Raw genomic sequence first — 14,049 nt, forward strand, 5'->3', positions numbered from 1 at the left:
GGTGGCTGTGTATGTTGAGTGTTTCCTATAATAGGCACGAAAAGCAAGCAAATCGCTAGGCGCTTAACGGTTGCTCTTATTAAGTAAAGTAAACTGGGCATACCAATCGTGTACTGCTTTTTTGAACCGAATGTCGAACTCTTTTTTACCCGTGAAGTGTGCTTCATCAATTACGCTTTTCACATCAATTTGCTGTAATACTAGTCTAATAAGGATCATTTTTGTATCTTGGTCGAGTAAATTTAGACTAATAGGCATGTGCCAAATAAGCTGCCACAGTAAGGGTTGTAATTTAAAGAGTGAAACGTCGTTGTTGAGTAACCTGTCTGCTCTATTAAGCATTTCTGAAGAGCAACCTATTGTTGAATAGCCTGAGAGTAGTTCATCAACTAGTTGCCATGGTAAAGAGTTAAAATGCCCAAATAGTTGCACGGATAGGTCTTGCTTAAATTCTTCTTTTAATTGCTCTGTGACTGCTTTGCTTTGTGTTTTTAATGGCTTAATAACAAGTGCAGCATGTTCTGCAGTGGCTTTATCACGGTTAAAACCTAGCTTTACAAGGCGAAAACCATTTGTTTTCCAAAACCTAACTAATGACGCATTTGCCCCAAAACTTGCACCAAAGAAATCGCACGTACTTAGTTGTTGTTGGCAAAAATCTAATAAGGCAGATCCTATACCTTGTTGGTGGCTCTCTGGTGCTACAGCGATTCTCACAACGCGTGCAGAGTGACCTGTTAGCCACTGCGTATCATGCGTTAACTGAGTTAATGTTTGTGCCATTAAATGCCCTTGCGGGCGGCGTTCGCCTGTTATTACTTGCTCTGCAATATCTTGCGATAGTCCCCCTTCAATTGCGACTAAACAGACGGCTTGTAGGTTTTCTGCTTGTCGGCAAATAAATAAGTGTAATTCAGGTGCATCAAGCAATTGACGTAAATCACTCACACTGGTTTGGTAGTGCGCTAACGCGAGGAGTGCCATAACTTGGCTTAATAAGTGTTCATCACGAATAAGGCGCTCCTTGCTAACCTGCTCGAACTGCAAAGGTAACGAACTAGCGACTTGATTGTATTGCGCATCAAGCAGTAATAAATCGCGTATGGCGTACTCAAGCGGATCATGCTTTGCAAAGCGGATCGGTGCGTCTAAGTTTATTGTCTTTAATGACTTAAACTGGCTGCGCAAATAATGTAAAAAGCGCAGTGTATAACCGCGGCCATTGCCTTCATAACCGACCATGGTGCTAGCAAACACAATACGTGGGTACGAGTGTAAAATTTGCATTAGCATAGGAACAGGGATAGCTGCAGCTTCATCTATAAATAGCAGATCGCATTGAGGTTTTTCATTAAGGAGGTTATCAGGAGCACTATAACTTAGGTTTGCAAGTTGCTTGCAATTGGCTTGCAAAGGGACATTAAGTTGTTCAGCTAAGTGTTTAAATGTGGTTTGCACCGCTTTAACTTGAGTCGCACACAGCAGTATTTTTTTATCCTTTAATGCAGCAGCTGCAAGGCCTAATGCGGCTGATTTTCCTCGCCCTCTATCAGCACTAATTACGAGAGGACGATGTGCGCGACCCTGTGCTGTTTTAATTATTTGCTCAATACACGCCTGTTGTTGAGAAAAGTCAATTAATGCGTGATGTGGGTGTATTGTTTGATATGTCGTTGGCGTGATGTGCTGCTTAAAAATGTGTGTTTGCGACTCTAATAATGTAGTTAGGCGTTCATTAAAGAAACTATGCGTTATTGTTTGTCCAAACGATGTGACGTTTTCAAGCGCAGGATCGACCCATGTTGGGTCATTCGGGAGTAATAAAATAAACACACCACCGGCTTTAACTGTACCGGCAAGCGCGGCTAACTTATCTGCATACAGTCCACTAAAACCATCAAAAATCGCGTGTTGAAACTCTTGTCCAAGAATTTGATGAACATGCTTTGGGAAGGCGCTATTTTTTAATTGATGGCAACTGCTAAACACATACGTGTTTGGCAGTGACAGTTGATTGGCAAATGCATAACACCAGGTTGCATCACCTTGCACCACAATAAGCTGACGATGCTTGGCAATCGTCAGCTCAGTGATGAGCATGCTTAGGTAGTCGTTATAAGGCTTGAAGTCTTGCATACTGAGTAACAAGCCACTTACTGCCTAAATCATCAAAGTTCACTTGAATACGTGACTGTGCACCACTGCCTTCATAATTTAGTACCGTTCCTACACCAAATTTTGCATGTAAAACGCGTTGCCCTAAATTAAAGCCACTGTCTTCAAATGCGGCATGTGTGACTGATGAGCTAAAACGGCCTGCGGCTGGGGGCCTTGAAACTTGTGTTTTGATACGAATTTCCTCAACACAGTCTTCTGGCATTTCGCGCAAGAATCGAGAGGGGCTGTGGTATTTTTCTTGGCCATATAAACGGCGAGTTTCAGCGTGACTAATGTACAGCTTTTCCATCGCTCGGGTCATGCCTACATAACACAAACGGCGCTCTTCTTCTAAGCGACCAGACTCCTCATTACTTTGCTGTGAAGGAAACATGCCTTCTTCAACACCCACCATAAAAACAAGCGGGAACTCAAGGCCTTTTGCTGAATGAAGTGTCATCATTTGCACGGCATCTTCGTGCTCATCGGCTTGACCTTCGCCTGATTCGAGAGAAGTGTACGCAAGAAAGCCTTGCAGTGGTGAGCTGAATTCTTCGTCTTCAGGTAGCTCATATTGGCCACAGGCACTAATGAGCTCTTCTAAGTTTTCTACGCGAGCGCGGCCTTTTTCACCTTTTTCAGCTTGGTACATGGCCATCAACCCTGAAGTTTGAATCGCGTATTTAGCTTGCTCTTCTAAGGTAAGATCACTGATTTTGTCTTCAATGTGCTCAACCAGCTCTAAAAATTTTGTTACTGCACTGGCTGCACGCCCAGATAGATGCTGCTGTTCAATAATGGCTTTTGCAGCATACCACAGAGGAAGAGACTCGTTCCGCGCACAGTCACGAATGTGGCTGAGGGTTTTATCTCCAATGCCACGAGCAGGGGTGTTAATAACGCGCTCAAAGGCGGCATCATCTTGGCGATTACCCACTAAGCGCAGGTACGAAAGGGCGTCTTTAATCTCTTGACGCTCGAAGAAGCGCATGCCGCCATAAATGCGGTATTTAAGCCCTTCTTGTAACATGGCTTCCTCGAGTACACGAGATTGCGCATTGTTACGGTATAGAATCGCGGCATCTTGCAAGGCATTACCAGCATTTAACCAGCTACGCAGTTTACTGCTTACGAAACGGGCTTCATCTAATTCGTTAAAAGCGGCATACACCGAAATTGGTTCACCTTCGTTACCATCGGTCCAGAGGCTTTTACCCATGCGTTCAGCATTATTTTTAATTAGCGCATTGGAGGCTTTTAATATTGTGGCTGTTGAGCGGTAGTTCTGTTCAAGACGAATGGTTTCGGCTTCGAAGTCGGTTAAAAAGCGTTTAATATTCTCAATACGTGCACCGCGCCAACCATAGATACTTTGGTCATCATCACCTACTATCATAATGCTGTTGGTGTTTCCTGCTAGCAGCTTTAACCAAGCATATTGAATCGTATTGGTATCTTGGAACTCGTCTACCAACATATGAGCAAAACGCTGCTGATAATGACGCAGTAGCGTAGGGTGATTGTTAAGTACTTCGTAGCAGCGTAATAAAATTTCTGCAAAGTCGACCAAACCAGCACGATCACATGCTTCTTGATATGCTGCATAAACTTTCAGCATCATTTGCTCATTGATATCGTAAGCCTGAATATCTTTAGGGCGCAGACCTTCGTCTTTTTTAGCACTGATGTACCAGCTAAACTGTTTCGCTGGCCACTTTTTATCATCGATATTCATTGCTTTAAGTAAGCGTTTGATCATTCGCTGCTGATCGTCTGAATCTAAGATTTGAAAGCTTTCAGGTAATTTTGCTTCACGATGATGTGCACGCAAAATACGGTGAGACAACCCGTGGAAAGTGCCAATCCACATGCCACCAACAGGCGCTTTTAAGGTTTCTTCTACGCGAGAGCGCATCTCTTTTGCAGCTTTATTGGTAAAGGTGACCGCAAAAATACTGTAGGCAGAGGCTTGCTCAACTTGCATTAGCCATGCGATACGATGAACAAGTACTCGAGTTTTACCAGAACCTGCACCAGCAAGTACTAGCATATTTTGCAATGGGGCTGCGACTGCATCCCGTTGTTTGTCATTTAAGCCATCGAGTAATTCAGAAACGTCCATCGTTACGCCTTTTCAATCTATAATGAGAGGAGTATAACAGGTGTTTATGCAAGGCTAAATAAAATACTGTTTTTATAAACAGCTATTTTGGCAAGTTATTAAAATTGCATAATAAAAATTGTGAATTTGACCTATTTGTGGCAAAAAGAACTAAAATAAAAACAGTGTGAAAATTTAACGTGTTGATTTATAAAATATAATAAGTTGGCATGAAGTGTGTTTATAAAAAGTATAATCATCAAAAACTACAGAGGTTAGTATGGCAGAGCAAGGTTCTGGCGGTAATGTAATCGCAGCAATATGTAATATCTTTTTTCCCGGTTTAGGGCAACTGGTGCAAGGTCGTTTGATGGCGGCGATCGCATTTTTCTTAGCGTGGATCATAAGTGGGGTATTAATTTATGTCGCCGTTGGTTTCATATTACTTCCGATTGTATACCTATGGGCAATCATTGATGCCGCGCGTTTCAAGTCGCGACTCTAGCAATTTTTTATATATCTAAACAGCATTAACACTAGCGCCATTGGGCGCTAGTGTTGTTTTTGGCCTTCTGAACTCGCTACTGCATGCCGCAACCGATATAATTACTGCATCAAGAGTTGTGAGTATTTACGATGGAATATCAATTTATCCGCGATCCAATGAGCGGTTTACGTATTAAAATTTCGACTGAACATGCGGTTATCGGTCGTTGGTTGAATGAAGAAATAGGCAAAGAAAAAATAGCGATGGTCCAGGCGCTAATTTCCGCCGTTAAAAATAGCCATGAGCCCTTAACACTGCAAGGCCAAGAAATAGATTTGATTTTGAGTAAGGACGAAGCGTTGTTTGAAGCTCATGCTCTTCATCAAGATAATGAAGATCTCATGGCGTATCAGGATGATGATTTAATGCTTGAAGAAGATGGCTTAAGCAGTGGCTGCGGTTTTGAGGATTTTGTTGATTTAATTGAGTCTTGGCACGCGTTTGCGCAAGGTCGTTAAGCAGGGCTTAAAGCCCTACTTAATTAATCACTCGATAGTGTGTTTATTGTTCGCTCACTGATTTAACTGCGGCTAACAATACGTCTTCTGTTAAACGAACTTTATAATTAGGGTTCGCATACTGAAAGTGGATAAGCCCTTGCTTATCTACTACAAAAACAGCAGGAACGGGTAACGCAACCTGTGCTTTGCCATCGAGTGATACAAAGTTAACCCCTAACTTGTTGCGATAAATTTTTGCGGTCTTGTCATCGAGATAAAATGCCAATCCCAACGTTTGGCTCAATGCCAAACTATCATCAGAGAGTAGTTGATAGTTCGCAGAGGTTATTTTAGTCTCGGCTAGCTTTTCTGGACTATCCGGAGATATTGCAATAATTTGTGCCCCCAAGTCTGCTAATTGATCCTCAATTTTTTGTACGTTGGCTAATTGCTTGGAACAATAGGGACACCATCCACCTCGGTAAACGATTAATACGGTAGTTTTTTCTTTAAAACGTTTTTTTAAAGAAACGGTTGTGCCGTTTTGGTCTTTTAAATCAACATCTGGAATTGTTAATCCAGGCAATAGTGGACTGACGTGCTCTGCCGAGTCAGCAATATTATGAGCTGTGGCTGCAAGTGTTTGGCTAGATAGCACAAGTAATGCACTAACAAGAAGGGTTCTCAGCATGGTATTCCTCAATTATTTTTTTCAACTGCTTATGAAGACCTGCTTAGCTGTTTTTTAATTTCATCAATGCTGAATTTATCTGTAGTATATAGCTAAATAAAAATGCAAGTTGGGATTAAAAATGTCTGCTAATTTACAAAAAATCGTTGTCATGCTTGAGATGCAAAATGCCATGAATACAAAAGTGCATGAGCAATGGTTTAGCCAAGGTTTTGAATGGTATCGTGCTATTTGGGTTGAGTGTGCTGAAATGCTCGACCACTATGGTTGGAAATGGTGGAAAAAACAAACCCCAGATACTGAGCAAGTTATTTTGGAGCTGGTCGACATTTTCCATTTTGGTTTATCACTGCGTATCGACGGGGAAACAAGTTACGAGCAACTTGCCGCTCAACTTGAAGCTGAACTAAGTGCGCCTGAGCAAGCTGACGATTTTAAACAAACGCTTGAGTTATTGGCTGCAACCGCCGTTGCTGAAAAGCGTTTTAATGCTGCCGCATTCGCTGGATGTATGGCGCAAATTGGCATGGATATCGACGATTTATATCGTGGCTATGTTGGCAAAAATACACTTAATTTCTTCCGCCAAGATCATGGTTACAAAGATGGCAGTTATATAAAGGTGTGGAACGGTCAAGAAGATAACGAGCATTTAGTTGAAGTCGTTAAAAGCCTCGATACGGAGCATGCTGATTTTGCAAAGCTTGTCTATCAAGGCTTAGAGCAGCGTTACCCTAAATAAACCTATTTATGCTCATTTTAGGGGCATGAAGTCACGAAAGTCGGTGGTAGATAAATAGCCATCGAACTGTTTATGCGGTTGTCGGCTATCAGGGTTGGCAACCGCAAGTATATGGCCTATGCCAAACTCTTTGGCCGCATCGAGCACTGCGGGACTGTCATCAACAAATAAAGTGCGCGCTTTATCAAACTGCCATTCTTGTTGCACTTGCTGCCATAAAGGTTGATGTTCTTTACTCACACCATATTGATGGGTTGAAATAACGCCATCTAAATAATTGTCTATTGCCGTTAACTCAAACTTTAACATGACACAATCTGGGTGGGCATTCGTAAGTAAGATTAATTCTTTGCCTGTTTTTCTAAGTTCGGTTAGAAAAGGGGGGACGTCTTCGCGAATTTTTATTAAATGCTGAATATCACGCTTTAACGCCATAATGGGTAAATCGAGTTGCTGTTGCCAGTAATCTAAACAATACCAACTTATTTGGCCGCTTACTTTTTGATAGCGTTGAAAAATGTCTGTTTTCGCCTGCTCTAAACTGAGTCCATGCTTTAATGCATATTGTTCGGGAATAACGGTAAGCCAAAAGTAATTATCAAAATGCAAATCGAGCAGAGTGCCATCCATATCAAGCAGTACTGTATCGATTTTTGACCAATTTAACATAGGCAATTCACTTTAAAAGATTTATCATGAGTGTAACTGACATGATAGCAAATTAATGCCAATGACACAGAAAAAGCACCCAACACCTCCGCAAATATTGTCTAACGAAGTCGTCGCCAAAAGCCGACTATTTACTGTTGAATCTCTGGCTTTGAAGTTTTCAAATGATGAACAAAGGCAGTATGAAAGAATTCGTGGTGGAGGCCGGGGAGCTGTGATGATTGTGCCCGTTACAGCTGATAATGAATTGCTATTAGTAAGGGAATATTGTGCAGGCACGAACGACTATCAACTCGGTTTTCCTAAGGGCTTAATTGATCCTGGAGAAACACCAGAGCAAGCCGCAAACCGAGAGCTTAAAGAAGAGGTCGGTTTTGGTGCGAAGCATTTTTCTGCACTAAAAAAAGTAACGATGGCACCCAGTTACTTTAATGCCACTATGCATATTCTCTATGCAGAGCAACTTTATCCAGAAACGTTACCTGGTGATGAGCCTGAACCGCTCGTTGTTGTTAAATGGCCAATACAAGATTGGCAATCTTTATTACAACAAGATGACTTTACTGAAGCACGAAGTGTTGCAGCTTTGCTATTATTAACAAAGTACCTAGAGTCAGGAGCGGGCAATGAATAATTTTTTAGAACCGTGCATTCGTTTAGCTGAGCAGGCAGGTGAGGCTATTATGGCTATTTATCAGCAAGATGATATTGGTGCTGAAGAAAAGTCAGATAATACACCCGTAACGAAAGCTGACTTGGCATCGAACGAAGTATTGATGGCAGGCCTAAGAAAGTTGGCTCCCGATATTCCGATTATGTCTGAAGAGACGCCTATTCCAGCACTTGAAGATAGGAAACATTGGCAGCGATATTGGTTGCTAGATCCTATGGATGGTACGGGAGAGTTTATTTTAGAAAGTGGCGACTTTGCGGTAAATATTGCGTTGATTGAAAACAATCATCCCGTCTTAGGCGTTATACACTGGCCAGCTAAACAAGTGACGTATTTCGCAAGTTATCAAAATGGTGCGTTTAAACGTGAAAATGGCCAAGATAAGCAAATTTCGGTAGCAACGCCAGATAACTTAACATTAGCGGTGAGTCGCAGGCAAAAAATTGAGGCGGTCAGTCAATATTTAAATACTCAATTTGCCACCGTAGCATTAGGATCATGTTCATTAAAGGCTTGCATTATTGCTGAGGGGAAAGCAGATTGCTTTTTACGTATTGGCCCAACAGGTGAATGGGATACTGGTGCATCTCAAGTAATTGTCGAAGAAGCTGGCGGATGCATTACTGACGCTGAATTTAACCCACTGACTTACAATCAACGAGAAAGTACTGAGAATCCTGATTTTATTGTAATGGGACACCCAGATTGGGAGTGGCAAAAAATGATCAGTCCTCATCAACGTGCTATTTAGAGTAGTTTTGTGTGCTTTTTGTTCGCTTGAACCGCTTTTATTATTATAACCCTTGATTTCTAATTTTTTTGCTATATTATAGCGCTCTCTCTGGTACAGGGCATCGTTAACATGCTTATGTTACTAAGAGATTACAGGCGCGGGATGGAGCAGCCTGGTAGCTCGTCGGGCTCATAACCCGAAGGTCGTCGGTTCAAATCCGGCTCCCGCAACCAATTTTTTGAAAAGTTTTGGTGCATTGTTGGAAGTTTAAAGGTCGTCGTCACGGCGTGAGGCATTCCCTCTTCACCTTCACAGCTCCCGCAACCAATTTTTTAAATTGGCTGACTTCTTAAATTAAGTGAGAAGAAAAATAAACTTAATAATTTCAGGCGCGGGATGGAGCAGCCTGGTAGCTCGTCGGGCTCATAACCCGAAGGTCGTCGGTTCAAATCCGGCTCCCGCAACCAATTCTTTGAATTGGCTGACTTCTTAAATTAAGTGAGAAGAAAAATAAACTTAATAATTTCAGGCGCGGGATGGAGCAGCCTGGTAGCTCGTCGGGCTCATAACCCGAAGGTCGTCGGTTCAAATCCGGCTCCCGCAACCAACTGAAATTAAATTAGCAACAATGATTAGACACGCCACCGCGTGTTTTTTTATGCCTGAAATTCAGGTTTATAACCCGAAGGTCGTCGGTTCGCTTTCATAATTCCCCACTTCCGCAACCAACTGAAATTAAATTAGCAAACATGATCAGACACGCCACCGCGTGTTTTTTTATGCCTGAAATTCAGGTTTATAACCCGAAGGTCGTCGGTTCGCCTTCATAACTCCCCACTCCCGCAATCCACTGAAATTAAATTAACTAAAATTATTAGATACACATCAACGTATTTTTGCCTGAAACAATAGCGGTATTATTGGGCTTAAACGTGATGAGCTTTAGAACCGACTATAATAAAAGCTTTTCTTTCATGTAGTTAAAATGGGGAACTATTATGAATGTTAACTGAACTGAACTATTCTTTATTAATAACTAATAATAAATGTGTAGCTTTTAGGGATGACTCGGTTTCTTATTTATCTTTTTAGTCTATTTTTTTTACCTTTTGCGTGGCCTGCGTTTCAAAATTTCAGTATTGATAATGGCTTATCACAAAGCGTTGTATTTGATATTCAACAAGATCAGCAGGGGTTTGTATGGTTCTCTACGCAAGCAGGGTTAAACCGCTTTGATGGGAATGAATTTATTGTTTTTTCGTCAACAGGAGAAAACAATAGTTTAACGAATAACTACATTTATCCGCTTGCACTCGATAACGAATCGCACCTTTTTATAGGCACCCGCAATGGGGGCGTAAATCAACTCCCGTTATACGATTACCAATTTTCTTCGCCCATTTTAACAGACTACCGTATTACCAGTTTGTTTGTTGATTCTCACGTGCTGTATATCGGCACGTATGATGGCAGTTTATTCGCTTACAATAAACGCAATGAAAAAGTGACCCCACTAGTGCGGGATATAAAAAAGCCTATTTATGCGATAACAAAAATACACGATGTATTGTGGCTAGGTACTCATGGTGCAGGATTAATTCATTATGATCTTGCTAAGCAACAACGTGTCAGTACGTTGTTGAATGGATTTACAAAGCCACCTAGCATTCATTCGAGTATCTTTGCGATAAAGCAGGCAAATGACGAAACAATATGGTTGGCCAGTCAAGGCGGTGGGTTATTTAAGATTGATTTATCAGCAAAATCGATGCAGCAATGGCTTAAATCGAGCGACTCAGAGCACGGGTTAACCAGTAACGAAATTCGTGATATCGAGTTTGATCAGCAAGGTCGAGTATGGCTTGCAACGCGAGGGGGCGGCATCAATATTTTTGATCGCAAAACCAACACGTTTACTGCTTTATCCCATGACCCATTTGACAGATATAGCTTAGCGCACGACCGAGTTTACAGTATTTACCGTGATAGTAGCGATATTATGTGGTTTGGTACTGCCAATGGTATCAGCAAGCTAGATCCTGCTTCACTTCAATTCAGTAAATTAAAAAAACCGACACCGCTTTCAAGTAAAGATGCTTGGGCGCTATTTGAAGATTCGCAGCAACGTATTTGGTATGGCAGTTGGGGGGGCGGGATAGATATCCTTGATCAACAATTAAACCGTATTAAACACCTCGTGGCGAGCAACTTACCCAATTCAATTACCAGTAACGCTATTAAGGCGATAACTGAAGATTTAAATGGAGACATTTGGGTTGGTAGTTGGCAGCAGGGCATTGATGTGCTCCACCAAGATGGCAGTGTGACACATTTTCGAGCTGATGAAGGGAGCTATGGATTAACTGAAAACAGTATTTACGCCTTGCTGGTGGATGAGAAAAATAATGTCTGGGTAGGGACGAATGGTGGTGGATTATTTTGTTTTGATAGGCAATTAGGTCGGTTTATCAGTTTTTCAGAAAAACAGGCACATTCTCAATTAGTCATACCTACAGCAAGGGTGACAAGCTTATATCAAAGCTCCGCAACAGACATGTGGATAGCAACCGATGGGGATGGGGCGTATTACTATAACTTTGCGACTGATTCTTTAATTAATTATCGCAAAGGTAACCCCGCATCGGCTTTATCTGATAATACGGTGAGAGCCTTTTTACAGGAAGGTTCACGTATGTGGTTAGCGACGTCTAATGGAATAAATATCATTGACACCAATAGCCAGCAAGTAAAGGTTATTAATGTGGCAGATGGTATGCCTAATCAAGTGATTTATGCTTTATTAAAAGGCAATGATGGCATGGTTTGGGTAAGTACAAACAATGGATTAGCTAAAATAAATCCAGAGAATTTTGCAATCACCAGTTATAAAGCGCGTCACGGTTTGCAAGGCAATGAATTTAATGCCGGCGCCTATCTAAAAATGCGAGATGGCCGGTTAATGTTTGGCGGCACCCAAGGTGTAAGTGTTATTAACCCTGAAACACTCGTTAAGAATAAACAAGGTGGGCAGTTAGCATTAACGCGTTTACAGTTTGACGATCAAGACCTTATTACTTCTGCTGGGAGTAAGCTCGGTAGCCTTTACCAAATCGAGAAGAGTCGCATCGTCACAGTGCCAGCCGATATTACACGCATGCACTTACAGGTCAGTTATTTGCATTATTCAGAACCTAAAACTAATAAGTATTCTTACCGTTTAGAAGGTTTTGAACAGCAATGGAGAAATGTAACTGGTCCTTACTTATCAATAGATTACACCAACTTACCGCCTGGCAGTTATCAGCTTATCGTTAAAGCAAGTAGCGAAAGTGGAGCGAACGCACTCGCCCCATTGTTATTGAATATCAAAGTACTGGCTCCATGGTGGCAAAGCCCTGCTTTTTATGTTGTTTGTGCAGTACTTGTCTTATGTTTGGTGTGGTTATTAACGGTGCTTTGGACCTATCGGATCCGTAAACAAAAGTATCAACTAGAGCAACTTGTCAATGAGCGCACTGATGAAATTGCAGAGCAAAAAGCGCTGATAGAACAGCAAGCTGATGCGCTTAGTGATTCGCTTGAAAATAAAGTGCGCTTTTTTACGCATGCATCTCATGAGTTACGTACGCCACTTAGTTTGTTAATCGCACCATTGCAGCGTCTTATTTTTAATGAAAAAAACACAGATAAACGTGAGCAGTTAACCTTGGTATTACGAAACAGTCGACGTTTAGAAAATCTGGTCGATAAACTCTTAACATTGACCCGTTATGATGAGCGCAATGAAGAGATTATTAAGGTTGTATCCTTGTCTGCGATTGCGCGTGAGGTTGCAGGACAGTTTTCTGTACTCGGTGAGCAATCAGTAGAGTTTTATGTTGAAATAGAAGAAGCAATTTTTATATCAAGCACCCGAGAGGGGCTAATTACTATATTAAGCAATTTACTCAGCAATGCCTTCAAGTATACAAAACAAGGGAGTGTAAGCTTAAAAATAACAACGCATGATAACAATGCCTTTATTGAGGTGACCGATACAGGTAAAGGGATTGCTGATGCGGAGAAAGAGAAAGTATTTGATATCTTTTACCGTGTAAGCAGCCAAGCCAATGTAGAAGGCAGTGGTGTTGGGTTAGCCATTGTGAAACGTCTCGTTGATAAGTATCAAGGCGACATTCAGCTTGTTAGTCGCTTAGCGGTAGGCACAACATTTACGCTTCGTTTCCCATTAGCTGAGGCTCTCGAGCAGGCAACCTCGGTGAGTATCGACAGTGAGAACCTTAAAGCCAAGAAAAATTGTGAGCAACCTACCGTACTAGTTATCGAGGATAATGATGAGTTGCGTCATTATTTAAAAACTGAATTACACCCGCGTTATCAGGTATTACTGGCAGAAGATGGCCACGTTGGTTTGCAAATAGCGCAAAGCCAAGTGCCAGATTTGATAGTGACAGACCTAATGATGCCAAAAGTGGATGGCTTTGCCGTATTAGATGCGTTACATAGCTCCCCTGTTACGTGCCATATTCCCGTGATAATACTCACTGCTAAAGGAGACTATGAAACGCGGGTAAGCGGTTTAAAACAACATGCTCTGGATGTAATCACCAAGCCTTTTGACAGGGAAGAATTATTATTAAAAGTCGAAAATTGGATTGATTGGGTCAATCAATATGCTCAACAGCATGTGATTCAGGTGCCAGATCAAAGCCCACCAAAGGCAGATACTCCCGTTGATCCGCGTGATAAACAGTTACTTGAAAAGCTTGAGCACTATGTATCTGAAAATTATCAGCAACAAGGATTCTCAATGACGCATTGTGCTAAGCATCTCGCACTGAGTGAACGTCAGTTGCAGCGTAAGTTAAAAGTGTTTCTCAACATGACACCGAGTGAATATTTACGGGATTATCGACTCATAAAAGCTGCCGAGTTGTTACGCCAAGGTCGTCAAATTAGTTTGGTGATTGACGATATTGGTTTTTCATCTCGCTCACATTTCTCGAAATTTTTTAAAGTAAAATATGGTATGACGGCAAAAGAATATCAGTGTCACTACGTTTAACTTATTGATTTTTATTGTTATGTCGTATTTGAGTACATTTTTGTCGGCATTAAGCATACATAATTTTTGCATCTCATCTAACCTATAAAACTTAACGAAAGATGAACCGTTTTGATGGGATCTCACGTGTTCATATTTGACGGGCAAACATAGCTGAACTCAGTATATGGTTAAGGAAGTCACGGAGATCCCGCCTTTGTTCATAATTGTTAGATTTCGCTTCCCTTGAGA

General features: G+C 41.5%; 10 protein-coding genes and 3 tRNA genes. 9 read left to right on the forward strand and 4 right to left on the reverse strand.

The window, feature by feature from the left end; all coding sequences use genetic code 11:
- Nucleotides 1–63: 63 nt before the first annotated feature.
- Both D0907_RS00925 and uvrD read right to left on the reverse strand, forming a co-directional pair.
- A complete protein-coding gene (locus tag D0907_RS00925) occupies nt 64–2,136 on the reverse strand; it encodes a tRNA(Met) cytidine acetyltransferase TmcA domain-containing protein (RefSeq protein ID WP_118843895.1) in 2,073 nt (690 codons plus the stop codon).
- Nucleotides 2,114–4,279 carry a DNA helicase II gene (gene uvrD / locus D0907_RS00930; protein ID WP_036974281.1) on the reverse strand — a complete coding sequence of 722 codons (2,166 nt, stop codon included), beginning with the start codon at nt 4,277–4,279 and terminating at the stop codon, nt 2,114–2,116. The genes D0907_RS00925 and uvrD overlap by 23 nt, the downstream gene beginning before the upstream one ends.
- Nucleotides 4,280–4,538: 259 nt before the next feature.
- On the opposite strand from uvrD, the gene D0907_RS00935 reads away from it, so the two are divergent.
- Together D0907_RS00935 and D0907_RS00940 are read left to right on the forward strand one after the other, a co-directional pair.
- Nucleotides 4,539–4,763: a hypothetical protein gene (locus D0907_RS00935; RefSeq protein WP_036974279.1), complete on the forward strand. Its 225-nt coding sequence runs from the start codon at nt 4,539–4,541 to the stop codon at nt 4,761–4,763.
- A 131-nt stretch (nt 4,764–4,894) separates the two neighbouring features.
- Complete coding sequence (locus D0907_RS00940) at nt 4,895–5,263, forward strand: YacL family protein (RefSeq protein WP_036974277.1); 369 nt, start codon at nt 4,895–4,897, stop codon at nt 5,261–5,263.
- Nucleotides 5,264–5,306: 43 nt separating this feature from the next.
- Here the strand turns inward: D0907_RS00940 and D0907_RS00945 are convergent, their stop codons facing one another.
- Entirely contained in the window at nt 5,307–5,933 is a 627-nt protein-coding gene (locus D0907_RS00945) for a peroxiredoxin-like family protein (protein ID WP_036974307.1), read from the reverse strand.
- A 124-nt stretch (nt 5,934–6,057) separates the two neighbouring features.
- On the opposite strand from D0907_RS00945, the gene D0907_RS00950 reads away from it, so the two are divergent.
- Complete coding sequence (locus D0907_RS00950) at nt 6,058–6,678, forward strand: dUTP diphosphatase (protein ID WP_036974274.1); 621 nt, start codon at nt 6,058–6,060, stop codon at nt 6,676–6,678.
- A gap of 12 nt (nt 6,679–6,690) precedes the next feature.
- Here the strand turns inward: D0907_RS00950 and yrfG are convergent, their stop codons facing one another.
- The gene (gene yrfG, locus D0907_RS00955; RefSeq protein WP_036974272.1) at nt 6,691–7,347 is read right to left on the reverse strand and encodes a GMP/IMP nucleotidase; all 657 of its coding nucleotides are present in this window, start codon (nt 7,345–7,347) and stop codon (nt 6,691–6,693) included.
- 61 nt (nt 7,348–7,408) lie between these two features.
- On the opposite strand from yrfG, the gene nudE reads away from it, so the two are divergent.
- The 6 genes from nudE to D0907_RS00985 all read left to right on the forward strand — a co-directional run bounded on the left by nudE (nt 7,409) and on the right by D0907_RS00985 (nt 13,818).
- Complete coding sequence (gene nudE, locus D0907_RS00960) at nt 7,409–7,981, forward strand: ADP compounds hydrolase NudE (RefSeq protein ID WP_036974304.1); 573 nt, start codon at nt 7,409–7,411, stop codon at nt 7,979–7,981.
- Nucleotides 7,974–8,771, forward strand: a complete 798-nt coding sequence (gene cysQ / locus D0907_RS00965; RefSeq protein WP_036974269.1) for a 3'(2'),5'-bisphosphate nucleotidase CysQ — start codon at nt 7,974–7,976, stop codon at nt 8,769–8,771. Before nudE ends, cysQ begins: the two co-directional genes overlap by 8 nt.
- 138 nt (nt 8,772–8,909) lie before the next feature.
- Nucleotides 8,910–8,986, forward strand: a tRNA-Met gene (locus tag D0907_RS00970).
- A gap of 157 nt (nt 8,987–9,143) precedes the next feature.
- Nucleotides 9,144–9,220: transfer RNA gene (locus D0907_RS00975), tRNA-Met, on the forward strand.
- A gap of 63 nt (nt 9,221–9,283) precedes the next feature.
- Nucleotides 9,284–9,360: transfer RNA gene (locus D0907_RS00980), tRNA-Met, on the forward strand.
- Between the two features lie 456 nt (nt 9,361–9,816).
- Nucleotides 9,817–13,818 carry a hybrid sensor histidine kinase/response regulator transcription factor gene (locus D0907_RS00985; RefSeq protein ID WP_118843896.1) on the forward strand — a complete coding sequence of 1,334 codons (4,002 nt, stop codon included), beginning with the start codon at nt 9,817–9,819 and terminating at the stop codon, nt 13,816–13,818.
- Nucleotides 13,819–14,049: the final 231 nt, after the last annotated feature.

The organism is Pseudoalteromonas lipolytica (assembly GCF_003515105.1).
Classification (GTDB): Bacteria; Pseudomonadota; Gammaproteobacteria; order Enterobacterales; family Alteromonadaceae; genus Pseudoalteromonas; species Pseudoalteromonas lipolytica.

Coding starts and splice junctions, on each gene's coding strand:
- D0907_RS00925 (WP_118843895.1), bottom strand. CDS start 2,136: ATGCAAGACTTCAAGCCTTATAACGACTACCTAAGCATGCTCATCACT.
- uvrD (WP_036974281.1), bottom strand. CDS start 4,279: ATGGACGTTTCTGAATTACTCGATGGCTTAAATGACAAACAACGGGAT.
- D0907_RS00935 (WP_036974279.1), top strand. CDS start 4,539: ATGGCAGAGCAAGGTTCTGGCGGTAATGTAATCGCAGCAATATGTAAT.
- D0907_RS00940 (WP_036974277.1), top strand. CDS start 4,895: ATGGAATATCAATTTATCCGCGATCCAATGAGCGGTTTACGTATTAAA.
- D0907_RS00950 (WP_036974274.1), top strand. CDS start 6,058: ATGTCTGCTAATTTACAAAAAATCGTTGTCATGCTTGAGATGCAAAAT.
- yrfG (WP_036974272.1), bottom strand. CDS start 7,347: ATGTTAAATTGGTCAAAAATCGATACAGTACTGCTTGATATGGATGGC.
- nudE (WP_036974304.1), top strand. CDS start 7,409: ATGACACAGAAAAAGCACCCAACACCTCCGCAAATATTGTCTAACGAA.
- cysQ (WP_036974269.1), top strand. CDS start 7,974: ATGAATAATTTTTTAGAACCGTGCATTCGTTTAGCTGAGCAGGCAGGT.
- D0907_RS00985 (WP_118843896.1), top strand. CDS start 9,817: ATGACTCGGTTTCTTATTTATCTTTTTAGTCTATTTTTTTTACCTTTT.